The sequence below is a fragment of the Salinicola endophyticus genome (genome assembly GCF_040536835.1).
Classification (GTDB): domain Bacteria; phylum Pseudomonadota; class Gammaproteobacteria; order Pseudomonadales; family Halomonadaceae; genus Salinicola; species Salinicola endophyticus_A.
Map to the genome: position 1 here is coordinate 1,272,902 of NZ_CP159578.1, position 24,097 is coordinate 1,296,998.

The 24,097-nt window shown below is 68.3% G+C and carries 16 protein-coding genes; 3 read left to right on the forward strand and 13 right to left on the reverse strand.

Features of this window, described 5'->3' with window-relative positions; all coding sequences use genetic code 11:
- Positions 1-72: 72 nt before the first annotated feature.
- The gene (locus ABV408_RS05845) at positions 73-954 is read right to left on the reverse strand and encodes an AEC family transporter (protein ID WP_285951928.1); all 882 of its coding nucleotides are present in this window, start codon (positions 952-954) and stop codon (positions 73-75) included.
- 129 nt (positions 955-1,083) lie between these two features.
- A complete protein-coding gene (locus ABV408_RS05850) occupies positions 1,084-2,109 on the reverse strand; it encodes a zinc-dependent alcohol dehydrogenase family protein (protein ID WP_353981514.1) in 1,026 nt (341 codons plus the stop codon).
- A 225-nt stretch (positions 2,110-2,334) separates the two neighbouring features.
- Here ABV408_RS05850 and ABV408_RS05855 point away from each other — a divergent pair, with 225 nt between their 5' ends.
- Together ABV408_RS05855 and ABV408_RS05860 are read left to right on the forward strand one after the other, a co-directional pair.
- On the forward strand, positions 2,335-3,240 hold the full coding sequence (locus ABV408_RS05855) for a LysR family transcriptional regulator (RefSeq protein WP_207035098.1): 906 nt from the start codon (positions 2,335-2,337) through the stop codon (positions 3,238-3,240).
- A 190-nt stretch (positions 3,241-3,430) separates the two neighbouring features.
- A complete protein-coding gene (locus ABV408_RS05860) occupies positions 3,431-5,113 on the forward strand; it encodes a multidrug ABC transporter permease/ATP-binding protein (RefSeq protein WP_353981515.1) in 1,683 nt (560 codons plus the stop codon).
- A gap of 4 nt (positions 5,114-5,117) precedes the next feature.
- Here ABV408_RS05860 and ABV408_RS05865 read toward each other — a convergent pair whose 3' ends face one another.
- From ABV408_RS05865 to ABV408_RS05880, 4 genes are all read right to left on the reverse strand, one after another.
- Complete coding sequence (locus ABV408_RS05865) at positions 5,118-6,173, reverse strand: DUF4130 domain-containing protein (protein WP_353981516.1); 1,056 nt, start codon at positions 6,171-6,173, stop codon at positions 5,118-5,120.
- 7 nt (positions 6,174-6,180) lie between these two features.
- Positions 6,181-7,440, reverse strand: a complete 1,260-nt coding sequence (locus tag ABV408_RS05870) for a putative DNA modification/repair radical SAM protein (RefSeq protein WP_353981517.1) — start codon at positions 7,438-7,440, stop codon at positions 6,181-6,183.
- Positions 7,441-7,592: 152 nt separating this feature from the next.
- Positions 7,593-9,626 (reverse strand): RecQ family ATP-dependent DNA helicase, encoded by a 2,034-nt coding sequence (locus ABV408_RS05875; RefSeq protein WP_353981518.1) that lies wholly within the window; start codon positions 9,624-9,626, stop codon positions 7,593-7,595.
- A 200-nt stretch (positions 9,627-9,826) separates the two neighbouring features.
- Positions 9,827-11,581 carry an MFS transporter gene (locus ABV408_RS05880; RefSeq protein ID WP_353981519.1) on the reverse strand — a complete coding sequence of 585 codons (1,755 nt, stop codon included), beginning with the start codon at positions 11,579-11,581 and terminating at the stop codon, positions 9,827-9,829.
- A 232-nt stretch (positions 11,582-11,813) separates the two neighbouring features.
- On the opposite strand from ABV408_RS05880, the gene ABV408_RS05885 reads away from it, so the two are divergent.
- The gene (locus ABV408_RS05885) at positions 11,814-12,995 is read left to right on the forward strand and encodes an AAA family ATPase (RefSeq protein ID WP_353981520.1); all 1,182 of its coding nucleotides are present in this window, start codon (positions 11,814-11,816) and stop codon (positions 12,993-12,995) included.
- 42 nt (positions 12,996-13,037) lie between these two features.
- Here the strand turns inward: ABV408_RS05885 and ABV408_RS05890 are convergent, their stop codons facing one another.
- The 7 genes from ABV408_RS05890 to ABV408_RS05920 all read right to left on the reverse strand — a co-directional run bounded on the left by ABV408_RS05890 (position 13,038) and on the right by ABV408_RS05920 (position 24,061).
- A complete protein-coding gene (locus tag ABV408_RS05890) occupies positions 13,038-14,363 on the reverse strand; it encodes a SidA/IucD/PvdA family monooxygenase (RefSeq protein ID WP_353981521.1) in 1,326 nt (441 codons plus the stop codon).
- Positions 14,356-16,170 carry an IucA/IucC family protein gene (locus ABV408_RS05895; protein WP_353981522.1) on the reverse strand — a complete coding sequence of 605 codons (1,815 nt, stop codon included), beginning with the start codon at positions 16,168-16,170 and terminating at the stop codon, positions 14,356-14,358. The genes ABV408_RS05890 and ABV408_RS05895 overlap by 8 nt, the downstream gene beginning before the upstream one ends.
- A 35-nt stretch (positions 16,171-16,205) precedes the next feature.
- Complete coding sequence (locus ABV408_RS05900) at positions 16,206-17,192, reverse strand: GNAT family N-acetyltransferase (RefSeq protein WP_353981523.1); 987 nt, start codon at positions 17,190-17,192, stop codon at positions 16,206-16,208.
- Entirely contained in the window at positions 17,189-18,997 is a 1,809-nt protein-coding gene (locus ABV408_RS05905; protein WP_353981524.1) for an IucA/IucC family protein, read from the reverse strand. Before ABV408_RS05905 ends, ABV408_RS05900 begins: the two co-directional genes overlap by 4 nt.
- Before the next feature lie 214 nt (positions 18,998-19,211).
- Positions 19,212-20,486 carry an MFS transporter gene (locus ABV408_RS05910; protein ID WP_353981525.1) on the reverse strand — a complete coding sequence of 425 codons (1,275 nt, stop codon included), beginning with the start codon at positions 20,484-20,486 and terminating at the stop codon, positions 19,212-19,214.
- Positions 20,487-20,785: 299 nt separating this feature from the next.
- A complete protein-coding gene (locus ABV408_RS05915; protein WP_353981527.1) occupies positions 20,786-22,897 on the reverse strand; it encodes a TonB-dependent receptor in 2,112 nt (703 codons plus the stop codon).
- A gap of 396 nt (positions 22,898-23,293) precedes the next feature.
- A complete protein-coding gene (locus ABV408_RS05920) occupies positions 23,294-24,061 on the reverse strand; it encodes an ATP-binding cassette domain-containing protein (protein WP_207035075.1) in 768 nt (255 codons plus the stop codon).
- Positions 24,062-24,097 lie beyond the last annotated feature (36 nt).

The window sequence follows — 24,097 nt, forward strand, 5'->3', positions numbered from 1 at the left end:
TACTTTGAAAAACCGTCAGATTACGTACTGTAATATAGTCGTTGAGTGGGCCTTTGCAAGGTGCCTGCGAGCTTAGCTCGGCAATAGGAACGCCAGCTCCAGCGGCAAATAAACGAACGCCAGCAGCGTCGAGCAGAACACCAGGCTGGCGACGTACTCCGGCTCGCGCCGGGCGCGCTGGGCGAACAGATAGTTGTAGACTGCCACCGGCATGCTCATCTGCAGCGCCACGGCGCTGGCGGCGAGTGGCGGCAGGCCGAGCAGGGCGGCAATGCCGAAGGAGAGCCCCAGGGCGATGGGCACCCGGCACAGGGTGAAGATCAGCCCGGAGGAGAGGTTGCGCGCCTGGATGCTGGCCAGCGAGACCCCCAGGGTGATCAGCATCAGCGGAATGGTCAGCCCGGAGAGCAGATGCACGGTGTTGCCGAGCCAGGCCGGCAGCGGGGTGCCGCTGAGCAGAAACAGCAGGGAGAGGGCGATGCTGTAGAGCGTGGGATTTTTCAGCAGCGCCTTCCACGGGTTGCCCCGCGACGCCATCATCATGCCGACGGTGAACTGGATCAGGGCGTTGGCGACCCAGGCGGTCATGGCGTAGGTGAAGCCGGCATGGCCAAAGGCGTAGAGCGATACCGGCAGCCCCATATTGCCGGTGTTGGGGTACATCATGGGGGAGAGGATCACCCGCCACGACTTGTTCAGCAGGCGCGCCACGCCCAGGCTCGCCAGCGCCAGCCCGGCGAGCACCAGCAAGGTCGCCAGCAGGGTCATGCCGAAATCGCCCGGGTCGACATCGGCATTGGCCAGCGAGGCGAGCACCAGCGCCGGGGTGCCGACGTTGAACACCAGCTTGGTCACGAACTCGGTGGGGTAACTGTAGCCGAGTCGAATCCAGCCGAAGCCGATGCTCGCGCCGGCCAGCACCGGCGCCATCACGGCGAAGAGTTGAGCGAGCATGCGGGCGTTTCCCCATCAGCGGTGACAATGCGACCCGGGCAAACGCCGGCAGGGTCCAGGCGCGCCATTGTCGTCAATCCCGCGGCGGCGTCAATTCGCAGCCCCCGGCCGCCGCCACCGCGATGGCGATCAGCTCCGTGTCACCTCGAGCACGATGCGCCCGTGATGATTGGCGCAGGTCTCCAGATAGCGATGCGCCTCGATCACCTCGCCGAAATCGAAGCAGTGGTCGATCTGCGGGCGCAGCTCGCCGGCCAGGGTCATGCGCTCGACGTCGGCAATCGCCCGCGTCAGCGCCGGGCGATTCTGGGGAATCCCCAGCTCCGGCTTGCCGCTGAAGTTGGAGAGGCTGTGGACGTGGAACTGGATGTTCTTGCGGAACGCCGCCTGCGCCGGGAACGAGGTCTCGTTGCCGCCGAGCAGGCCATACAGGATCAGCCGCCCGCGCGGCGCCATCACCTCGCCCAGCAGGTTGAACTGCGGGCCACCGAGAGCATCCAGGGCGACGTCGACGCCCTGGCCGTCGGTGAGCTTGGTCACTTTCTTGACCAGGTCCTGGGTCTCGGTATGCACCACCGCGTCGGCACCCAGCGACTTCAGATAGTCGATGGCGCCTTCGTGGGGCGTCGCCGCGATCACCCGGGCGCCCAAGGCGTGGGCCACCTGCACCGCGTAGGGGCCGCCGATATGGCAGGCGCCGGTGATCAGGACGGTCTCGCCGGGTTCCAGCGCGGCGACCTCGCGGAAGCCGAGCCAACTGACCAGAGAGGGCAGATAGTGCACGCTCGCCTCGATCGCCGAGAGCTGGCTCGGGTAGGCGATCAGCGCCTCCACCGGGAGCAGCGTATGTTCGGCGTAGGTGGCGTAGCGGTTAGGGTCGAAGGCGGGGATCGACGCGACCCGGTCGCCGGGGCGGAAGGCCTCGACGTCGGGCCCGACGGCGACCACGCGCCCGGCCATCTCGGTGCCCAGACCCGCGGGCAGGGTGGCGCGGGTCGGCCCCATGTTGCGCCGCCAGAGCACATCGTGCCAGTTGACCCCGATCGCCTCAGTGGCGACCGCGACTTCCCCCGCAGCGGGTTCCCGCTCAGGAGTCTCGATGAGGTCGAGGACCTCGGCACCGCCGAATCGTTGAAATTGTATCGTGCGTGACATGGCACACCTTGGGCGTTCCGAATCTATTGCCCGACTCTATCGATGATGACCGCGACACACTATGCTCGATCATCGATACTGGCTATAACGCGTATCGATAACCGCGATGAGACGCCGGTATTCGCCGCCGCTACCCTCGGACCCAGGTGCCGGGGGAGCAGGCCTGTGCGAGTGATCCGCTGCCGTGTGGTGGGAGATGCGAAGGGCTAGGCAAGGGAGTGGGTGATGAATCGAAGCGACCTGCGTGGTGTCGACTTCAAACTGCTGGTGGTCTTCGAAACCCTGATGCAGGAGCGCAGCGTCTCCCGGGCGGCGGAGCGGCTGTTCCTGGGCCAGCCGGCGACCAGCGCCGCGCTGGGGCGGCTGCGCGACGTATTCGGCGATCCGCTGCTGGTGCGTACCGGGCGCCAGATGGTGCCTACGGCGCGGGCGCTGGAGATCTATGATCAGCTGCAGCCGGCGCTGGATGCGATCTCCAGCGTGCTCAGCCGCACCAGCAGCTTCGACCCTGCCAGCAGCGAAGCGGTGTTCCGTGTCGGCTTCAGTGACGATATCGAGTTCGCCCTGCTGCCGGCGCTGCTCAAGCGCCTGCGTACCGAAGCGCCGGGTATCGTGCTGGTGGTGCGCCGGGCCGACTTCCACCTCATGCCGCAACTGCTCAATACCGGCGAGATCACCGTCGCCGCCGGCTATGCCCGCGATCTGCCGGCCAACGCCAAGCAGAAGATCCTGCGCCGCTCCCGTGCCAAGGTGCTGCGCGCCGATGGCCGCCCCGGTGCGCTGACCCTGGACGACTACTGCGAGCGCCCCCATGTGCTGGTCTCCTTCGACGGCGATCTGCACGGCTATGTCGACGATCTCCTGGCCGCCCACGGGCGCCAGCGCCGGATCGTGCTTGCCGTGCCGCAGTTCAACAGCCTCGCCTCGCTGCTGCAGGAGACCGACATGCTCGCCACGGTACCGGACTACGCCGCCGACGTGCTCGCCGCCCAGGGCGGGCTGCGCGTCGACGAGCTGCCGCTGGCGCGTGACCCTTCGCCGCTGAGCATGGTGTGGCAGAGCGTCTACGACAACGATCCCGCCGAGCGCTGGCTGCGCTCGCGGATTCAGATGATGTTCGCAGACGATTAAGCGTGCATGTCCATACTCATCTGACGATGGGCGTCGGGGGCAGGGCAAAGCGTGGGTCCTTTGCCAGGGATGGCAAAGGTAGCGCCCAGGGGGGGGGGGCGCGGCTTGACTTTGTGGGTGTAGATCAGAATCATTCGCGCTTGCCGGCCGTCCCACGGGCGGAGCCATTTTCGCCACCCACAGGATCGGCATGGAACTACTGCGCGTCGTCTTCCGTCACTACCGCTGGCCGTTCGTCGGCGTCATGCTGCTCAGCCTGCTCAGCGCGGTGCTGGGGATCGGCGTGATCGCCTTCATCAACCATGCGCTGATCGCCACCGAGGCCGGTGCCGGCGACAGCCGCGTGCTGACCACCCTGGTACCGTTCATCGGCCTGGTGGCGCTGCTGCTGGCGGTGACCCTGGGCTCGCAGCTGGCGCTCACCACGCTGGGCCATCACTTCGTCTATCGCCTGCGCGGGCGTCTGATCAAGCGCATCCTCGACACCGACATCGAACGCCTGGAGCAGCTCGGCAGCGCGCATCTGCTGGCGAGCCTGTCCAGCGATATCCGCAATATCACCATCGCCTTCGTGCGGTTACCGGAGCTGGTCCAGGGGGTGATCATCACCCTGGCCTCGGTGGCCTATCTGTTTTGGCTGTCGCCGCCGCTGCTGATGGTCACCGCGGTGTGGATCGCCATCACCATGCTGGTGGGGTGGTGGCTGGTGTCGCAGGTCTATCACCATATCCATATCACCCGCACCACCGACGACCGCCTCTATCGCGACTACGAGACGGTGATCCACGGCCGCAAGGAGCTGTCGCTCAACCGCGACCGCGCGCGGCATCTGCTGGAGGAGGTGTATGACACCCACGCCCGCATCTACCGCGACCACATCATCCGCGCCGACACCTGCCATCTGAGTGCCGGCAACTGGACCAACATCATGATGCTCGGTGCCATCGGCGTGGTGTTCTTCCTCGCCAACGGACTGGGTTGGTCCAATACCGCGGTCGCCGCCACCTTCTCGCTGACGCTGTTGTTCCTGCGTTCGCCGCTGATCCAGGCGGTGGGGGCGACGCCGACCCTGATCACCGCCCAGGTCTCGTTCGACAAGCTGCGCGAGCTGGAACTGGCGCCTTACCGGCCCTCCTTCGACCTGGTCGAAGAGCACGGCGAGTGGCAGACGCTGGCACTGCGCGGGGTCACCTATCGCTACCCCGAGCGTGGCGGGCGTGAGGGCTTCGCGGTGGGCCCGCTCGACCTCGAGCTCGTCCGCGGCGAGCAGGTCTATCTGATCGGCGGTAACGGCAGCGGCAAGTCGACCCTGGCCAAGCTGCTGACCGGGCTCTACCGGCCGCATGCGGGGGAGATCCAGATCGACGGTGTGGCGGTCACCGAGGCCGAATGGCCGCGCTATCGTCAGCGCTTCGCCGCGGTCTATACCGACTTTCATCAGTTCGACCGGCTGATGGGGCCGCGCGGCGGGGCCGCCGATCCGGCGCTGCTCGACAACTGGCTGGAGACGCTGCAACTGGCGCGCAAGCTCGAGCTGGAGGCCGGCCAGGTGCTGGATACCGAACTCTCCCAAGGGCAGCGCAAGCGCCTGGCACTGCTGATGGCACTGGTCGAGCAGCGTCAGATCCTGCTGCTCGACGAGTGGGCTGCGGATCAGGACCCGCAGTTCCGTCGGGTCTTCTACCGCGAGCTGATGCCGCGCTTCCGCGAACTCGGCATCACCGTGTTCGCCATCAGTCACGACGACCACTACTTCGCCGAAGCCGATCGCCTGCTGGAAATGCGCGACGGCCGGCTTTACGAACTCACCGGCGAGGCGCGCGATCTCGCCAGCCGTGATGCGGTGGCGCGGATCGATACCGCCTCTTCTTGAGCGACTAGCGGCGCGTGGGTGGTAGCGTCTTCCCCTTGCGCTCACCGACGCTCGCCTCCTGAGCCAGGCGGCGCCCGCCGTGGCGAGCGCGGGCTTCGAGCGCGGGGATCAGGTCGCCTTCGCTAAGATGACGCCAGAAGCGCTGCGGCATGTGCTGGGTCATGGCCCGATGATTGAGCCGCGCTGGATTGAAGGTGCTGACGAAGTAGGTGCGCCATAGCGCATGCTGGTCATCCGCGCCGGCGGCCTGGGCAGTCCGGGCGCGGGTGGCCCAGGCCTCGGGGCAGGGCGTGCGGTAATCCAGCTGCTTGCCGTCCCAGAACACGCCGCCACGCGGGGTGGCAATCAGGAAGGGGGTGCCGCCCAAGCGGTCGGCGAAGTGTTCGGCGCCCAGGTCGAGCACGTCGTGGGCCGGCTCGAACCAGGCGATAAAGCTGGCCTGGGACTCTTCCACCCCGAGGTCATTCTCTCTGTCGCGGTCATCCCTCCTGCCGAGGCAATCCGCTCTGCCATGCAAACCCTCTCCGCCAGGGGCTACCTTGGCACACCGGGTATCCGCCGTGTCGGCGTCCGTGGCGTCGCGATAAAAGCGCAGGAAGGCGTGCATATGGTGCGCCTCGCGCTTGACCGCATGGCGGCGCTGATGCAGCACGCGGCCATCGCTGTCGGCGGCGTGGGTGGCGTCGCGCTCGCCGTGGTGCAGGCGCCATATCACCCGATAGAGCAGCGCCCAGCGGTTCTGTTCGCCGCCGCCGCTGCGATAGCGGGAGGCGCTTTCGAGCAGGGCCAGGTCCTCGCGGCCGATGCGTACCGGCGGTGGCGGCACGTTCGGCTCGGGCAGCCTGACAGCGCCGGCCCCTGTGTTGGAGACAGCGCCGGAGGCGGTATCGGCTTCGGCGCTGGCGAAGAGATCCTCCTGGCTTTCGCGCGCATCCTGCCACACCACCGCCGCCGGCGGCACACCGGCCTGCAGCAGACGCCGGGCAGCGTCGCGCCACTGGCCGAAGTCCTCGGCGGGAACCACCCAGGGCATGGCACCGGCTGACGGCGCAGGCATCATCGCGGGCTCACCATAGTGCCATCTGCGCCGGCTGCGGCGCGGTCAGCTGCTGGCGCAGGCGGGCACTGTCGCGCTGGCCATCGGCGGGGCGATAGTCCTGGGTCACCACGAAGGGGCGCAGTGTCTCCACCCGGCAGCGCAGCGCGATCAGATCCTGAAAGCGGATCCTGCGCTGGCGGCGCAGCTCGACCAGCCGCTGTACGCTCCTCAGGCCGATCCCCGGCACGCGCGCGATCAGCGCAGGCTCGGCGCGGTTGAGATCGACCGGGAAGGTATCGCGATGGGTCAGCGCCCAGGCCAGCTTGGGGTCGATCTCCAGCTCCAGATTGCCCGGTTTGCCGAGCAGCTCCGCGGCGGCGAAGCCGTAACCGCGGATCAGGAAGTCGGCCTGGTAGAGCCGATGTTCGCGCAGCAGCGGTGGCGCCGCCTGGGGCAGGCCAGCGGGGCGTTCGGGGATCGGGCTGAAGGCCGAGTAGTAGACACGCTTGAGGCGGAAGTCGCGGTAGAGCTGCTCGGCGGACTGCAGGATGGTGCGGTCGTCGGTGGCATCGGCGCCGACGATCATCTGCGTGCTCTGCCCGCCCGGAGCGTAGCGCGGCGCCAGACGTTTGGGGTTGGCGCTGCGCGGTGGCTGTCTGGCGTCCTGGGTGGCCGCGTCGTTGGCGGCATCGATGCCCTGGCGGATCTGCCCCATCGCCGAGTGGATGGTACCCAGCTCCTTCTCCGGGGCCAGGGTCTTGAGACTCGTGAGCGTCGGCAGCTCGATATTGGCGCTCAAGCGGTCGGCATAGCGCCCGGCTTCTTCCAGCAGTTTGGGGTCGGCCTCGGGGATCGCCTTGAGGTGGATATAGCCACGGAATTGATGCGTCTCACGCAGCAGCTTCGCCACCTGGATCAACTGCTCCATGGTGTAGTCGCTGGAGCGGATGATGCCCGAACTCAGGAACAGCCCGCTGATGGTGTTGCGGCGATAGAAGGAGAGCGTGAGCCGCACCACCTCTTCCGGCGTGAAGCGGGCGCGCGGAATATTGCTCGAGCGGCGGTTGATACAGTACTGGCAGTCGTAGAGGCAGAAGTTGGTCAGCAGCACCTTGAGCAGCGAGACGCAGCGGCCGTCCGGGGTGAAGCTGTGACAGATCCCCATGCCGCTGGAGGCGCCCAGCCCGGCCTTGCCGCGGGAGCTGCGGTTGGGCGCGCCGCTGCTGGCGCAGGAGGCGTCGTACTTGGCGGCATCGGCCAGGATGGAGAGTTTGTCGATCAGCTCCATGGCGCACCTCGAGCAGGGGAGACGGCAGCCCCGGTGGCGGGCCGCCCCTGTCAGGGTGGCCGCCGCGATCGGGGAGCGTAATGCCAAATACTGTACTCAAAAACAGTGGTTTTGCATACAGTATTCGTGTCTCCGTATATGCCCGGTGCGTATCAGGCCGATGTCTCGCCTGCCGCCGCCAGCGCCTCGCAGCGCGTGCGGATCTCGGCATAGGGGTAGGCCTCGAAGCGCGCGTACCCGGGCAGCTTGCGCGCCTTGAGCGGGGTGAACAGCGGCATCGCCAGCCCGCACAGAAAGTGCGCCATGCGCTGGGGGCCGGGGGCCTCGCCCAGGGTGTCGCGGTGGTGGGCGATGAACGGCGCCAGCGCCTGCTGCAGCGTCTGCGCATCGGGCTCGGGCAGCGGCGGTGCCGGCGGCAGGCGGGCGATACGGCCGTGGCATACCGAACAATGGCCGCAGCCCTGGGCGGCCTGGACCGAGTGGCCGCAGCCAGTAGTACCCGCCGGCGGCGCTTCGCCGAAATAGGCCGCCAGGCGCCAGGTCAGGCAGGTGGTGGATTCGAACAGGTCGAGCATGGCGTGCAGCCGGGCGATCTCACTCGCCTCCCGCGCCTGGTACTCGGCTAGCAGCGTCTCGCTCAGGCCGTCGATGTCGAACTCGGGCGTCAGCACCTCGTAGACATCGGTCATGCGCTTGGCCTCCAGCACCACCCAGCCCTTCTCCTGGAAATACTCCAGCGCCGTGATCACCCGCCCCCGCGAGGCGTCGATGCCGGCCGCCGCCCCCGCCTGATAGAGACGCTCGAAATCCACCGTGCCCCAGGTGCGCGCCATCGGCACGTTGTCGACGATCAGCCGCACGAAGTCGGCGCGCTCGCCTTCGAAGCGCGCCACCAGCGCCTCTGCCGGCTCGACGTAGCGCAGTCGGTACTCGGCCAGATAGGCATAGCGCGGGGCGATGACGCCGTGCATCTCCAGGCGCACCAGCAGCGTCTTCAGCGGCAGCAGGCGCACGTTGCTGTCGCGCGAGAGGGTGTTGAGCAGTACCGGCCACTGGCGCTCCGGCCCGGCGCCGGCGGCGGCGATTTCGCCGAGCACGTGGCGAATGCCGGCGCGCTCCGGGGTGTCGCCGTAGACGAAGTTCTCCAGTACCCGCAGGCCGTCGCGGCCGGCCAGGGTGAGACAGCGCGAGGGCTGGCCGTCGCGTCCGGCGCGGCCGATCTCCTGGCTGTAATTCTCGATCGACTTGGGCAGGTCGTAGTGGAGCACGTTGCGGATATCGCCCTTGTCGATGCCCATGCCGAAGGCGATGGTGGCGACGATGCAGGCGAGCTCGCCGTGCATGAAGCCCTGCTGAATGGTATCGCGGGTCTCGCTGTCGAGCCCGGCATGGTAGGCGCGCGCGGCGATACCGCGGGCGCTCAAGGCCGCCGCCACCTGCTCGGCGCTGTGCTGCAGGGTGACGTAGACGATGGTGGGCGCGGCCGCGCCCGGCTGCTGCTGCGGTGCCAACCACGCCGCCAGGGTCTCCAGACGCTTGGCGGCCGGCACCGGCTCGACCAGCAGTTCGAGGTTGGGGCGATGGAAGCCGGTGGTGATCACGTCCTCGGCGGCGATGGCGAACTTGTCGCGCATATCGGCGATCACCGCCGGGGTCGCGGTGGCGGTGAGCAGCAGCGCCTGGGGGATGTCGAACTCGCGCTGGTAGTCGGGCAGCTTGAGATAGTCCGGGCGGAAGTTGTGGCCCCACTCGGAGATACAGTGGGCCTCGTCCACCACCAGCAGCGAGATCGCGATCTGGCGCAGGAAGTGGCGGAAGCGCTCGTTCTTGAGCCGCTCCACCGAGACCATCAGAATCTTGAGCTCGTTGCGCCGCGCCCGCTCCATGATCTCGCGCACGGTGTCGCGGTCCTGGGTGGAGTCGATGCTGGCGGCGGACACGCCGTGGCGCTGGAGAAAGGCGAGTTGGTCCTGCATCAGCGCCAGCAGCGGCGAGACCACCAGGGTGAGGTGGGGCAGGTGCAGCGCCGGGAGCTGATAGCACAGCGACTTGCCGGCGCCGGTGGCGAAGATCGCCGCGGTCGAACGGCCGCCGATGACGCGCTCGATCACCGCGCCCTGGCCGCCACGGAAATCGTCGAAGCCGAAGACGCGCTTGAGGGTCTGGCGAGCGGTCTCTTGGGTCATGTCGGGCTCCCTGGGTTGGCCGATGCAGCGCGTCCGGCCCGGCGCTGCGGGGCCGCAGTATCGCACGCCCGGGTGACGCTTGCAGGTCGCTGCCGTGTCAGCGGCGCGCACGGCAGACTCGCTGGCAAGTGCCGGCGTGCCCGCTCGGCTATCGCGAAGGGCTATGGCGTCGGTCTATCACTAAGAGCCATCACGAAGAGCTATGGCGCCGGAGTATCGCGCTGCGGCCAAGGGGCCGCGCTGGGATTGGCGGCCATCGCCGGCTCATCGGGCGGTTGGGTCTGAGTCGGCGTCAGCGTCGCCTGGGCGTGGCGTGAGGAGCGGTAGCTGACCCCGTGGCGCGCCCGCGGCGGCTCGGTGCCGGCGTGCAGGGCGGTGACGCGTTCGATGATCGCGCGGTCACCCAGGGTCATGCGGTCGAGCATGCGCAGATGCTGCAGCCAGTTGGGTACCAGGAAGACTTCCTGCCACAGGTCGCGGTCGACGATATCGCGATAGAGCGACCAGCGCTTGGCGCCGTTGCGCAGGCGCAGCCTGCGCAGCGGGCGCACCGCGCGAGCGAAGTCGCGTAGATGCTCGGCGTCGATGCGGTACTCGATGGTCACCATGACCGAACCGCGGGCCGGGTCGAACTCGAAGTCCGGGCGCTCGGTGTGCGCTTCCGGCGCTTCGATCAGGCCGCTGGCATCGAGATCGGGCAGCCGCGAGGGCAACAGCAGCAGCGCCGAGATCAGCAGCAGCGCGCCGGCCAGCAGCAGCGCCAGGTGCACCCCCAGGCCCTCGGTGAGCTGGCCCCACAGCAGCGAGCCCAGAGTCAGCCCGGCGTAGAGCGCGGTCTGGTAGAGCGCCAGCGCGCGGGCCTTGACCCAGTCCGGCACCAGCACCTGCACCGCCGAGTTGTAGGAGGCGACCGCGGCGATCCAGCAGCCCCCGCCGATCACCAGTGCCGGGAATAGCAGCCACAGCCGGTCGGCCCCGCCGAGGATCAGCATCACCCCGCCCAGCAGTATGGCGGCGATGCTGATCAGGCGGCTGCTGCCGAGCCGTTGGCGTGCCCGGTTGACCAGGGTGCTGCCGGCGATCGCGCCGATCCCCAGCCCACCCAGCATGTAGCCATAGAGCGAGGCGCTGCCGCTGGGGTGCTGATGCGCCAGCAGCGGCAACAGCGCCCAGATCGCGCTGGCCGAGATGCCGAAGATGAAGGCGCGCAGCATCACCAGGCGGGTGACGCTGGAGTACTGCACGAAGTGCAGCGCCGCCTTGACCCCCTCCCATAGCCGCTCCGGTGGCAGCGACTTGGGCATCACCGCGCGCTTCCAGCGCCACAGCGCGGCAAACAGGCCGCAGAAACAGAGCACGTTGAGCAGGAAGATCCACGCCGGCCCCACCGCCGCCAGCAGCAGCCCGCCGATGGCCGGGCCGATGGCACGCGCGGCGTTGTAGTTGACGCTGTTGAGCAGCACGGCGCTGGAGACCAGATTGCGCGGCACCTGCTCGTTGACCGCCGCCTGCCAGGCCGGGGTGGTGATCGCGGCACCGATCGAGACGCACAGGATCGAGGTGAGCAGCAGGGTAGGCGAGAGCAGGCCGAGAAAGGCGATCAGGGTGATGAAGGCGCCGCCCAGCAGCTCGATGGTCAACCCGAACAGCATCACCTTGCGGCGGTCGTAGTTGTCAGCGACCACCCCGGTGACGATCGACATCAGTACCAGCGGCAGCGCCGCGGCCACCTGGATCAGCGCCACCAGCAGCGCACCGCCGGCGCTGGAGGTGACCACCCAGGCCGCTGCCACCGACTGCGCCCACACGCCCAGGTTGGCGAACAGGTTGGCGATCCAGATCATACGGAAGGCGGGCACGCCGAGCGGCGCGAAGGTGCTCACGTCTGCCGGGCGCGGTGGGGTCTGGTCGGGCTCGAGGGTCAGATCGCTCTGGCGGGAAACGGGTTGCAGCATGGCGGGCTCGCTGTCGGCGGGCGAATCGGAAGTCCAGGGTTCAGTGGCTAAATATTAGCATCCTGTGCAGTTCCTTCTGCGTTCAACGCGCTCTTGCTCCTCACTCTTTCGTCAACACCCGTTTGCCAAAGCCTGTTCGATAACGGCAGCAGACGCTATTGCACCTGGTGTCGATGATAAGGTGGGCGCTGCGACCGCAGACCTCGATGTCCGCCAGGGAGTCCTTTCGAACATGATCAGCACCTTCGCGGTGTCTCACTATCGCAGCCTGAGGCAGATCGTCTCGCCGCTCTCCGAACTCAATGTGGTCACTGGTCCCAACGGCAGCGGCAAGTCCAATCTCTACAAGTCGCTGCGGCTGCTGGCCGAAACCGCGCGGGGCAATCTGATCGCCTCCCTCGCCCAGGAGGGCGGACTCGACCACACCTTCTGGGCCGGACCGGAAACGCTGACCCGGGGCATGCGCGAGGGCACTGCTCCCATCCAGGGTGGCTCGCGCAGACGCAGTCCGCGGCTGCGGCTGGGCTTCGTAGGCGAAACCTTCGGCTACGCTATTTCGCTGGGCATGCCGTCGCCACAGGGGTTCGCCGGCTACCAGGAGCCCTCGCTGTTCCAGCTCGATCCCGAGATCAAGCGTGAGTGCATCTGGGCGGGCGAGGTCTATCGGCCCAGCAACTGTCTGGTCGATCGCCAGGGGGCGACGGTCAAGATACGTCAGGGGCGTCAGTGGCGGGTGCACGATGCCCATCTCGATCCGCGTGACAGCATTCTGAGCGAAATCAGCGATCCGGTGGCAGTGCCCGAGGTGCACGCTGTGCGCCAGGCTGTTCGTGGCTGGCGCTTCTATGACCAGTTCCGCAGCGATTCTCACGCCCCCGTTCGTACCCCACAGATCGGCACTCGCACCCCGGTACTGGATCATGACGGTCATGGACTCGTGGCCGCACTGCGCACCATCCACGAGATCGGCGACAGGCCAGCCCTGCATGCGGCGATCGAGGATGCATTCCCCGGGGCCACGCTCGGTTTCGAGGCCGATGCGGGTAATCGCTTTCTGCTGCGGTTTCAGCAGGAGGGCCTGCTGCGGCCGCTGAACCAGGCGGAGCTGTCGGATGGAACGCTTCGCTATCTACTGCTGGTGGCGGCGCTGCTGACCCCCCGGCCGCCGTCGCTGATGGTGCTGAACGAGCCGGAAACCAGCCTGCATCCGGATCTGCTGCCCGCTCTGGGGCGGCTGATCGTGCGTGCGTCCCGCGAGACGCAGGTGTGGGTGGTTTCCCACGCTCCACGACTGGTCGCGACGCTGGAGCGCGATGCTCACTGCAATGCCATCGCGCTGGAGAAAAGCCTGGGAGAGAGCGTGATCGTCGATCAGGGCATGCTGGATGCACCGCCATGGCAGTGGGCGGATTGAGGCCCAGGGCCTGGCGGTGCGGGTCGTCAGGGAAGCGGCGGGTCAGATTGCCTGGGCCCAGCGCTGCTCCACCATTTCGCTATGGGCTGCCAGCGGATGCCAGGCCACGGGGCCGTCGCTGTCGGCGAGATCGAACACCTCGCGCCCGGCGACGTGGTTGAGAATGGTCGCCGAGCGCCACGCCATCAGCGATAGCTGCGGCTCGGCGATGCCGTGGCTATGGCGCCCGGCGTTGACCGCATAGAGCCGGTGGGCGGCGGGGCCATCCCAGGCCACTTCGAAGTGCGGGCCGAGCACCAGCTCGCCCTGGGCGTCGCGCGTCAGACGCTCGGCCAGCGGCGCCAGGCACGCCGGCAGCTGCGAGCAGAAGCCGGTGGCGAATATCACCACGTCGGCGTCGAAGCGCTCGCGCTCGCCGCCCAGGCCGTGCTCGGTGGTCAGGCGCATCCCCGCGCCCTGGCGCTGCAGCGCCACTGCGCTGCGATGCGGCAGCAGGCGCGCCCAGCGCGGCTCGCCGAGCACGTCGAAGCGGTGGTAGAGCTCGCGGTAGAGGGTCTGCAGTGCGACCGGGGTGATGCCGTCGCTGGCCAGCTTCTGCGCCGCCACCTCGCGCTCCCGCACCGCCCGCGGCAGACCGTGGAAGGCGCTGGTGTAGCCGGGAGTGAAGTACTCGTTGGTGAACGCGGTCTCGTCGAGCGGCTCGAAGTTGCGCCGCCGCGAGATCCAGTCGAGCGAGCGCGGCTGACCCCAGTGGCCGCGCAGGGCGTTGAGGAACACATCGGCACCGCTCTGGCCGCCGCCCACCACCACCACGCGCAGGCCGGAGAAGTCGCGCCGGGTGTGTGCGATCTCGGAAGCGTGCAGGCAGTGCGGGCCGCGCAGCGCGGTGGCGAACTCTGGCATCCACGGCGCCTTGCCGGTGCCCAGGCAGAGATGCCGGGCGCGGTAGTCGCCGCTGTCGGTGCGCAGGCGGAAACCGTGGGCGTCGAGATCGATCTCGCGCACGCCCTGGCCCAGCGTCACGCTCTCCAGGCGCTCGCCGACCCAGCGCAGGTAGTCGGAGAACTCGGCGCGGCTGACGCTGCCCAGCTCGGCGTTGAGGAAGCGGTAGAAGCGCCGGTGGCTGACCAGATAGTTGAGGAAGGAGTGGCGGCTGTCCGGTGCCACCGCGGTGACCAGATCCTTGAGAAAGCCGGTCTGCAGGTGGGTGTCGGGCAGCATCAGGCCGGGGTGCCAGGAGAGCGCCTGGCGCCGTTCGAAGAAGCGCGTGGCGAGTTGCGGCAGGCGCGAGTCCGCCAGCGCGGCGATGCTCAGGTTGAAGGGGCCGGCGCCCACGCCGGCCAGATCGAGAGTAGAGCGTTCAGACATCGGACACCTCCGGGGCTGTGATGACGTCGGCGCGTGGCGCGGATTGGCGCACGCCGTGCAAGGGGTTGGCCACGTGCAGATCCATCTCCGCCAGCATGCGTTCGCGGGCGTTGTCGGTGGCGTGCAGGAACTTGGCGCGGTTGAGCGTCAGACGCAGGATGCGCGGCGCGAACAGATCGAAACGGGCGAAGCGCTCGGCCAGCGCCGGGTGGCGCTCACGGTAGGCGGTGAGCACGTCGCCGCAGAGCTGGTAGAAGCGTGTCTCACTGACCCCGCAGGCGGCAGCCAGCGGCGCGATGAAGCGCAGCGTGGTGACGAAATGGCCGGTCTGCAGATCGTGGATCAGTTTCTCCGGCGGCAGGCGCACGGTTACCGCCGTCAGGTTCTCCGGGAGGTCGCTGGCCTCGGGGAAGTCCTCGTCGACCAGGCGCAGATCGCCCTGGAAATCCTTGAGCGCCAGGCGCGCTGGCCAGCCGTCGCGCAGGATCAGGGTGAGATTCTGGCCGTGGGCGATCAGCGATACGCCGTAGCGGCACATCAGATGCCACATCGGCACCACGGTGACCTCGAACAGCCGTGTGAGCCAGCGCTCCGCGGCGGCCGGGGACTCCGCCCCGGCCGCGCGCAGATAGGCGGCGAGCCAGGGCCGGCCGTGGTCGTCGCGCTGCATCAGCTCGGCCATCAGCAGCGCCTGCTCGGTGGCTGCCAGACGCGGCGCCAGCGCTTCGCGCCAGATCACCCCGAACAGCTCGGCGTAGCGGTATGGCGCCTGATCCAGGCGCGCGTACTGGGCGTGGGGCAGCACCGCACCGGCGGGTTCGGCGAGGATCTCCAGCCCCGCGCGGGCAAACTCAGCGTCCTCCTGGGCGCGGCGTTTGAGCCACGCCGAGGCCGCCGGGCCGGCGAGCAGATAGCGCCCAGGGATGCCGCGATAGCAGGAGGTGTTCATGATCGTCAGCGGCAGCTTGATATCGTGGCTGGCGGGGCGGCTGACGTTGGTCAGGGTGCGCAGCGACTGCTGCGGCGCGTAGTGGTCGCCGAACTCGCCCAGATAGTGCAGCCGGCCATGGGCGATATCGCCGGCGTGCAGCGGCGCCAGCCAGCGCTGCCACTGCCACGGGTGTACCGGCATCAGGCGGTAGTCGGCGGGGTCGTCGACGCGCTCGGCCAGCACCTGGCGCAGCCGCCCAAGCTCGATCTCGCAGAGCGCCGAGCGCAGGAGTTCCGGGGTGTCGATGGCCGTGCCGCCGCTCTCGAGCGCCGACGCGGCCACCGCCACCCAGCCCAGTTGGAAGCTGTGGCCATGTTCCGGGGCGTAGCGCGCCAGCGCCTCCAGCCCCCAGCCGCGGCGCCCCTTGTTGAACAGGAACTTGGGATGGCCGTCGAGCAGCCGCTGGCGCTGCGGTTCGGGCAGGCGGATGGCGGCATCGGCGCTGAGCCCGCGGCGCGCCTGGCGCAGCTGGCAGTCGGCGCGCAGGGTGGCGAACAGGTCCTCCAGATGCTCGGCGACCTGGCTATCTTGCATGCCCAGCGGCGCGGCCAGCGCGAGCAGGAAATCGGCCGCCTCCAGACTCGCCCCGGGGGGCGGGCTCAGGCTCTCGGGGTCGACCTGCGGCTGGCCCCAGAGATTGGTGCGGGCGCTGAAGTGCCAACTGCCGTGCTCGCCCAGATCGAGGCGGTAGCCGCTGTCATCGTCGCCCAGCGGCTCGAGAATCCGCTCGTAGCTCAGCTCGCCGATCATCTTGGCGATCAGCGCGCGGTTGGCTGCACCCCAGTGCGGCGCCAGGCAGGCATCCAGCGCGGCCATCTCCGGGGCTCCGTGCATTATCGAAGGTCGGGGCATCACAGAATCTCGCTGAAGAAGTGATCGCGCTGGCCCATCACCAGGCTCGAACGCTTGTGCGGGAAGTCGAAGTCGCGCAGGCGCTCGAGCCCGAGGCGCCCCAGATGGCGGAACAGCCGCTGGTTGTCGTGGCGCGGCTCCAGCACCAGGCGAGTGGTGCGCGGCTCGCAGAGATAGGCGTAGTGGCTGAGCCCGCCCAGCCAGGCATCGACGAACTGCGGCCCGCGCACGTCCTCTTCGCCCACCAGCAGATGAATGCCGCGGTCGAAGGGTGCCCAGGGGTAGTAGGGGGCGAGACGATCCTCGGCGGCCCAGTAAAGTTCGAAGTAGCCGAACGCGCGGCCGTCGAACTCCCCGATCAGCGGCAGGGTGTGCGGGTCGGCCAGGCGCTGGTCGATGAATTCGGCCAGCTCCGTTTCGGGCCACGCCTGCTCCCAGAACTCGGCCACCCGCGGCAGATGCATCCAGCGCACGAAGCGTTCGAGGTCGCGCTCGCGCTCGATCACGCGCAGGCTGAAGGTCTGGCCCAGCTTGGGCATCTGCCGCCGGTAGACCTCGCCGCTCGGCTTGGCCGGGCGCCGGGGGTGGCCCAGCTCGGGGGCGAAGGGCGTCTGCGCCGGGGTGGGCGGGGCATGGCGCAGCCAGTGCCACGGCTGCTGATAGAAGACCGAGCGCAGCACCCGCGGGCCGCCCAGGGTGGCGATGAGCGTCGGCCAGTCCGGGTGCGCCTGCCACTCCGCGTCTTCGAGCACCAGCAGCTCCAGCGTCGGGTGGCGGGCGAAGGCGGCATCGAGGACTGCGATCAGCGAGTGCGGAGCGCGCTCGCCGGTGGCGTTCAGGCGCGCGGCGCGGTCGGCGAGGAAGGCAAGCGAGTTCTCGGCACCGCGTGTCTTGGCAGCGTCGGTCTGGCCGAGCGAGTGATCGGGCGTGGCTGTCAGTGCGTCTGTCGGCGTGTCTTGCAGCGTGTCTGGCGACGTAGCAGTCATGCGATGGCTCCGGTGGGGCGGTTGGCGTTCGGCGTCGCGGTCGGCGCTGCCTGCGAGCCGTCGAGGGGGTGGATCAGCGGGGCCGTCAACGGATTGCGCAGCGGCAGGTAGAGGCGGGCGGGGTTGCCCAGGGTCGCCTCGTTGACGCCGCTCAGGTAGCAGAAGAAGTTGCCCTTCACCTCCAGTTCGGCGGCGTTCAGGGCGTGATCCAGGCAGTCGAGATCGCCGTCGAGCCGTTCGCGCAGGCCTTCGAGATGGGCGCGCAGATCGGCCAGCAGCAGCGCTTCCTCGGCCAGGCCGTCGGCGGCCAGGGCGCTGGTGACGGCGAAGGTGGAGTTGATCAGCAGGTAGTAGAGGAAGTAGCGGCGCAGGGTGTCGCGGGACCAGTGGTTTTCCGGTGTCTCGGCCAGCTGCGGATGGCGCGCGAGGAAGTGGTCGCTCACACCGCTGCCCTGGCAGTCGCGGTAGTCCATGCCCACCGGCCAGCCCTGGTCGAGGCGCAGCACGATGTTCTGCTGATGCGCCAGCAGCACGATGCCCTCTTCCACCACCAGCCCGAACAGCGGTGTGAGCACCCGCTCGCAGAAGGCGGCGAACCAGCCGCGGGTGGCCTCGGCCAGCGGCTCGTTGCGCTGGTTGGCGGCGGCGCGGACCCGGGCGGCGAGCAGCGATTCGCCCTCAGCCGCCAGCGGCTGCTGGGTCAGGGTGGCGAGCACCACCGCCTCGGCTTGCGGCGCGTGCTGCAGCGGGTTCTCGCGCAGCAGCACCAGGCTGGCGGCATCCACCTCGCCCTCGGCGTCACGCCAGCCGAGCCAGGCCGGCTCCTGCATCACGTTGAAGCCGGGGAAGCGCCGGGCGATATCGAGATCGCGCATCCAGGCATCCAGACGCAGCCCGCGGGTGACCTCCTTGACGCTGAGCAGGCGCAGTGAATTGGTCAGGCGGGCGGAGAGCGAGCCCTTGACCATCCACGGCGCACCGCTGGCGTAGAGCGAACGATGCGATGAAGTGGGGTACCACTCGGCCTGGCTCTCGCCCAGCCATACGAGCTCACCCGCGGCCTCGAGCGCCTGCACGCCGGGCTGCGCGCGCAGGTGCCGGGCCTGCCATGGGTGCATGGGCAGGGCGACGAACGCCTGCCCGGTCGCGCTCATCGGCAGCCGCGCGGCCAGCTCGGCGGGCAGCAGGTCGGCGGCCAGCTCGGCGGCGCTCTGGTCGCGGCTGGAAGCCTCGACCACCCGCTCGGGGGCGACACCCCACCAGGCGAGACCGACCCGGGCGCGGTGCTCGGGGCAGTAGCGCTGCGCCTCCTGCGCGGTGAAGGGTGCCCGCGACTTGGGCGCGGGGTGGAAGGCGTGGCCGGCGAGCAGGCCCTGCTCGGCGGCGACGAAATCGAGCGGGCCCTGCTGCAGCCGGGTCAGATCGTCCCGCGCCTCTAAGCTCTCCTGGGTATTGGCGCGGCTCTCCAGCACCCGCTCGCGGAAGCGGGCGCGGGAGTCGGCGTCGAGTTCGCCGACCAGTGCCGGCGTCGCCAGCACCCGATCCAGCGCCGTGGCGAAGTCGAGCGGCTGCGATGTGCCGTGACGCACCTGGTGCGGCGGCCACACGAAGCGGCACTCGCCGCTGGCGCTGCGGTGGTGCAGGCGAAGATGCAGCTCGCCGTCGCTCAGCGGCAGCACCGCACGCTCACCGCTCGCGTCGCTGACCAGCCGCCAGTGTGAGCACTCGCGCAGTAGCGCATTGAAGAAACAGCTCGCGGCGAGATCGACGCGCGAGGGGGCCGCAGAGGGCGTGGTATTCGGCATGGGACGACTCCTTTTCCGAGAATCCTTTTGAGAATGCTAAGGCAAATAAAAATCATTCATTTTAATTGAGTGTGTTGATTCAGGGTCATCGCGTGGGATTTCCGGCGTGTGGTGTTCTCGGGTCGTGGCGTTTCTAGTTCGTGCTGTTTCTGGCTCGTAACGTGTCAGGGATGGGCGGTCATGCATGCGGCCCCAACGTGAAGGTGGGTGGGCATCAGGGGTGACCGCCATGCCGGGCCATGGCGGTGCGTTCGCCGCTTCGCCCGCGGCGCGCCAGCGGGATCAGCAGCAGCAGCGCCACGGCGGCCATCAGTGCCAGGGGCAGCAGGCGGCCAGGGTCGATCAGACTGACGCAGAGCGCCGCCAGGCCGTAGCCCAGGGTGTGCGCCATGCTCAGCAGGCCGGCGCTGGTACCCTGGGCCTGGTGGCGGGTAGCCGCCTCGGTATAGCCGGGGACGGCCAGGGCGGCGCCGGTGCTCGCCAGCACCACGCCGAGCGCGAACAGCAGGCCGAGGCCGATATACAGACCCGGCGTGAGTGTGAACGTGGCGGTGGCGGCGAGCAGGGCATAGCCCAGCGCCAGCCCTGCGGCACCCAGTGCCAGCAGCGCGCGGCTCTCCAGGCGGCGGGCTCGGACCACCCCGATCTGGGTGGCGAGTGCCCCCACCGCCCCCAGCGAGAGCAGCACGCCCATCCAGTGGCCGGCACGCGTGGCATCGATCGCCAGCGCCTGCTGCAGCGAGGCCGGCAGACCCAGCTGCATCAGCGAGACCGACATCGCCAGCAGCAGTGCCATGGCCAGATAGGCCAGGTTGCTGCGCGGGGGCAAACGGCGGGCGATGCCCTGGGGTGACTGCGCGGTGGTGTCGCGTGCGGCGGAATGCGCGGTATCGATAGTGCCCGTGTCGCGGGTCGGCTGCGGGACGCCGGGCAGCAGCAGCAGCGCCAGCAGCCCGGCCACCAGCATCAGCGCGAACGGCGCATACACCGACAGGCTCAGGCTGGCGGCGGCGAGCAGCGGGCCGAGCAGGCGGCCGCTGCTGAGGCCGGCGCTGACCGCGGCCAGCGCCGGCAGACGCTCGCCACCCGGGTGCAATGCCAGCGCCCACTGCTGGCAGGCCGGCACCATGCCCGACACCGTCAGGCCGTAGAGCACCCGGGCCACGGCCAGCACCACCAGCATGGCCAGCGGCGAGAGCAGGCCCGCCACCGAGGCCCACAGCGCGGCCGCGATCAGCGCGAAGCTGAGCAGATAGCCCAGTAGCGCCTGCACCACCACCAGCCGCGCGCCGCGCCGGTCGGCGACGCCACCCCAGAAGGGACTGCCGACGAGAAACAGCATCGACCCGAGCAGAATCAACCCCGCCCACTGCGACAGCGGCAGCCCGAAGTGCGCCACCAGCAGCGGCAGCATCACCAGCAGGCCGTTCTGACCCAGGCCCAGCAGGGCAGCGCAGGCGCCGAGGCGCCACAGGGGAGGTAAGGACATGCCACGCTCGCTGAAAATTTGAGAATAAGAATTATTATCATATTAGAGGTGGGTGTCAACGCGCGATACGCAGCGTTGCGTGAAGGTTCGTATCAGGGGTTCTTGCTAAAGGCATCGTCGCGACGGGTCTCGTCGCGCGTGGAGGGTTCGTCGCGCGCGGAGGGGTCGCCTGCAGAGAGAGAAGGGCTCAGGGCGCCGGGGCGTCGCACGCGGGAATGATGACGATGGATGGACGAACGACAGGCCAACGCCCACCACTCGGGTGGGCGTCGGCTCGGCGGGAGGCGATCCCTGCGTCGTCAGTACTGGTGTGACCAGGTCAGGCTGTAGGTGCGGCCGCGGCCCTGGTAGTCGTAGAGATACTCGGGGCCGTAGTAGGGCGAGTAGAACATGGTCGCGCGCTGCCCCCACACGGTGGAGTACTGCTTGTCGGTGAGGTTCTCCACCCCCAGGCTGAACTTGCCGAAGCCGGTCTGCTGGCTCAGCAGCAGATCGAAGGTGGTGTAGCCGTCGATTTCGCGGTCGTTGTCGTCCTCGAGGTCGAAGGCGTGGTTGGCCTGCAGGCGCACCGAGCGCTCGAAGTCGGACCAGCCGACGAACGCGGTCGCCGAGGAGAGCGAGGCGTAGCGGGCGTCGCGCTTCTTCCAGTCGCCGTCGGCGTCTTTCTGCTCGGAGCGCACCAGATTCAGCGTGCTGCCGGCCTCGAAGCCGTTGTCGAAGTAGCGGGTCACGGCGCCCTCGAGGCCGTAGTCGCGTTTCTTCTCGTCGATCACTTCGACGCTCAGATCCTCGGCGTTCTCCACCGCCTTGTCGGACCAGGCGTAGTAGACCGCCGCCTGGGTGCTCCAGCCACCGCCCTGATAGCGCCAGCCGAGTTCGACCTGATCGGTCTTGATCGCGCTCAGCGGGTTGGCCGAGACGCTGATGTCGGGGCTCTTGCCGTAGTACTTGGCCGGGTCGGGCAGCTCGAAGCCCTGGCTGTAGCGCAGCCAGTTCTGGTGGCCGTTACCGTAGTCGTAGAGGGCGCTGGCGTTGACCAGGGTGGCATCGTAGTGGTTGCTGCCGCCAGGGACGCCCTTGAAGTCGTCGACGTCGACGTTCATGCGCTGCTGGCGCGCACCCGCCGAGAGCTTGAGCCCGCGGGTCGCCTGCCAGTCGGCCTGGGCGAAGGCGGCGACGGTGTCGACCTGGTAGCCGGGATAGCGATCCTCGGAGCGCGCCTCGCGCTGGGTCAGCGCGCCGCTGGCATTGGTGACGTCACGATCGAAGAAGATCTGGTCGGCATCGAACTTCTCGCGGCTCAGATCGACCCCGTAGGTGAGGCCGACGCTGTCGCTCAGCTGGGCATCGAACAGCCCCTTGATGCCGCTCAGCTTGGTGTTCTGCTGCGAGGCGCGGAACTCGTAGTAGTCCGGGTTGCGCCAGTTCGGCGAGGGGTAGGGGAAGGCGTTGAACTTGGCCTCCTCCTCGCGGTGGAACGCCTGCAGATAGAAGTCCTGACCCAGCAGATCGCCATGGTGATACTGCACATTGATCATCTTGCGATCGGTGGCCGGGTCGCGGTCCGAGCTGTAGCCGTCGCGGATCTCGGCGTCGTCGAGGTTGGGCGTGGCGTCGCCGAGATGGGGGAAGTAGACCCCGCGGTGCCCCTCGTAGCCGGAGCGGTAGAGCTGGGCGCCGATGCTCAGCGACTGCTCCTGGGTGAGCACGATATTGAGGTTGCCCATCAGATCGATGCTGCGGTTGTCCTGCAGATCGGTCTGGGTGATGTCGGGGAATATCTCGTTGCCGCTGCCGTCGAACTGGCGGCCGTTGTCGCGGTAGGCGACCCCCAGATAGCCCTGGACGTGCTCGTTGCCGCCGCTGACCGACTGATCGAGATGGTAGTCGAGGTCGTCGCCGTCGTTGAGCCCGCTGGTCACGCCCGCCTGGGTACGCAGGGTAGGAGCGCCCGCCTTGCCCTTGCGGGTGATGATATTGATGATGCCGCCGGTGGCGCCGCCGCCGTAGAGGCTGTTGGCCCCGGAGATCACCTCGACGTGGTCGATGTTGAACGGATCGATGGCATCGAACTGGCGCGACAGCCCGCGCGAGCTGTTCATCGAGACGCCGTCGATCAGCACCTGCACGCTGCGCCCGCGCATGTTCTGGCCGTAGTTGGTGCGCCCCTGCGGCGCCAGATCGAGCCCTGGCACCAGCTTGCCCAGGGCGCTCTTGAGGTCGGCGCCGGTATCCAGCTGCTGCTGTAGCTCTTCGTGCTCGATCACCCAGACCGTTCCGGGGATCTGGCTGATCTGGGTCGGGGTGCGCGAGCCCACCACCACCACGGTGTCGTTGGATTCCTGGGCCTGCAGCGGCAGTGCGGACGCGCCGGCGACGACCGCGAGGCCAAGCGTCATTGTCTTCTTCATGGATGTTCCCTTGCCGGTAACGAAACGTTATCGCTTGTGTCGAATCGAGTCCCGGATGCTAGCACTAATCAAAAGCAAAATGATAGTGATTCGTATTTGAGAATTGGTGACATGGCGCATCCACTGAAACCGCCGTACGACGGGAGGGTGAGATCGTGTGACGAAACCGGCCGCGCACGGCGACGAACGCCGCCGGGGTACGGCGCTGTCGGCGCGCTGTGTCAGGATAGGCGAGTGGGAAAGACGCTGTTTGTAACAGCGAACGCTGCCGCCGGCAGGCGTTGTCTCGCTATCGTTGCGTCATCGATTGCCGATTGTCTCGCGCAGGCGGAGGCCGCCGCCCGGACAGCATTCAGAGAGGGGGCAGGCTGTGCCTAGAGAGTGGGCAGACTGTGCCTAGGGCAGCACCGCGATGGGGCACTCATCCCCCGGATGCGGCATGACCCGCATGGGGATACCGTAGATCGCTTCCAGGGTGGCATCGCACATCAGCGTGCCCGGCTCGCCCTCGGCGAGCAGGCGGCCGCTGTGCAGGGCGACTAGATGGTCGCAGTAGCGCGCCGCCATATTGACGTCATGCAGTACGATCACCACGCCCAGGCCCAGCTCGCGGCAGAGCTTGCGCACCAGCGCCAATACCTCGACCTGATGGGCGATATCCAGCGCGGCCAGCGGTTCGTCGAGCAGCAGATAGCGACTGCCCTGGGCCAGCAGCATGGCCAGCCACACGCGCTGGCGCTCGCCGCCGGAGAGGGTGTCGACCAGGCGGTCGGCGAAGGCCTCGGTGTGGGTCAGCGCGATGGCGCGCTCGATCTGCTGCTGGTCGTGGGCGTTGAGCCGCCCCAGCAGACCGTGCCACGGGTAGCGCCCGAAGCCGATCAGCTCGCGGCAGGTGAGGTTCTCCGCGCTGGGCAGATGCTGGGGCAGATAGGCGACATGGCGGGCGAACTCGCGCGGTTTCCAGTTGGCCAGCGGGCGGCCGTCGAGGCTGATGGTGCCGCGGCTCACCGGCTGCTGCTGGGCGAGCAGCTTGAGCAGGGTCGACTTGCCGGAGCCGTTGTGGCCGATCAGGCCGTAGATGCGCCCTTCACCAAAGGTAAAATCGATCGGGGAGAGCAGCTCGCGGCCCGCAATTTCGAAGCTCGCAGCCTGGAGTTCGAACATGCCGGAACGACCTCGCAACGCAGGGGATGGGCGTGA

Excerpts from the sequence above, each read along its gene's own strand:
- ABV408_RS05905 (WP_353981524.1), bottom strand. The coding sequence starts at position 18,997 with ATGCCGAATACCACGCCCTCTGCGGCCCCCTCGCGCGTCGATCTCGCC.
- ABV408_RS05895 (WP_353981522.1), bottom strand. The coding sequence starts at position 16,170 with ATGGCCGCGCTGGATGCCTGCCTGGCGCCGCACTGGGGTGCAGCCAAC.
- ABV408_RS05865 (WP_353981516.1), bottom strand. The coding sequence starts at position 6,173 with ATGATGCCTGCGCCGTCAGCCGGTGCCATGCCCTGGGTGGTTCCCGCC.
- ABV408_RS05910 (WP_353981525.1), bottom strand. The coding sequence starts at position 20,486 with ATGTCCTTACCTCCCCTGTGGCGCCTCGGCGCCTGCGCTGCCCTGCTG.
- ABV408_RS05900 (WP_353981523.1), bottom strand. The coding sequence starts at position 17,192 with ATGACTGCTACGTCGCCAGACACGCTGCAAGACACGCCGACAGACGCA.
- ABV408_RS05920 (WP_207035075.1), bottom strand. The coding sequence starts at position 24,061 with ATGTTCGAACTCCAGGCTGCGAGCTTCGAAATTGCGGGCCGCGAGCTG.
- ABV408_RS05855 (WP_207035098.1), top strand. The coding sequence starts at position 2,335 with ATGAATCGAAGCGACCTGCGTGGTGTCGACTTCAAACTGCTGGTGGTC.
- ABV408_RS05915 (WP_353981527.1), bottom strand. The coding sequence starts at position 22,897 with ATGAAGAAGACAATGACGCTTGGCCTCGCGGTCGTCGCCGGCGCGTCC.
- ABV408_RS05845 (WP_285951928.1), bottom strand. The coding sequence starts at position 954 with ATGCTCGCTCAACTCTTCGCCGTGATGGCGCCGGTGCTGGCCGGCGCG.
- ABV408_RS05880 (WP_353981519.1), bottom strand. The coding sequence starts at position 11,581 with ATGCTGCAACCCGTTTCCCGCCAGAGCGATCTGACCCTCGAGCCCGAC.
- ABV408_RS05870 (WP_353981517.1), bottom strand. The coding sequence starts at position 7,440 with ATGGAGCTGATCGACAAACTCTCCATCCTGGCCGATGCCGCCAAGTAC.
- ABV408_RS05850 (WP_353981514.1), bottom strand. The coding sequence starts at position 2,109 with ATGTCACGCACGATACAATTTCAACGATTCGGCGGTGCCGAGGTCCTC.
- ABV408_RS05885 (WP_353981520.1), top strand. The coding sequence starts at position 11,814 with ATGATCAGCACCTTCGCGGTGTCTCACTATCGCAGCCTGAGGCAGATC.
- ABV408_RS05860 (WP_353981515.1), top strand. The coding sequence starts at position 3,431 with ATGGAACTACTGCGCGTCGTCTTCCGTCACTACCGCTGGCCGTTCGTC.
- ABV408_RS05890 (WP_353981521.1), bottom strand. The coding sequence starts at position 14,363 with ATGTCTGAACGCTCTACTCTCGATCTGGCCGGCGTGGGCGCCGGCCCC.
- ABV408_RS05875 (WP_353981518.1), bottom strand. The coding sequence starts at position 9,626 with ATGACCCAAGAGACCGCTCGCCAGACCCTCAAGCGCGTCTTCGGCTTC.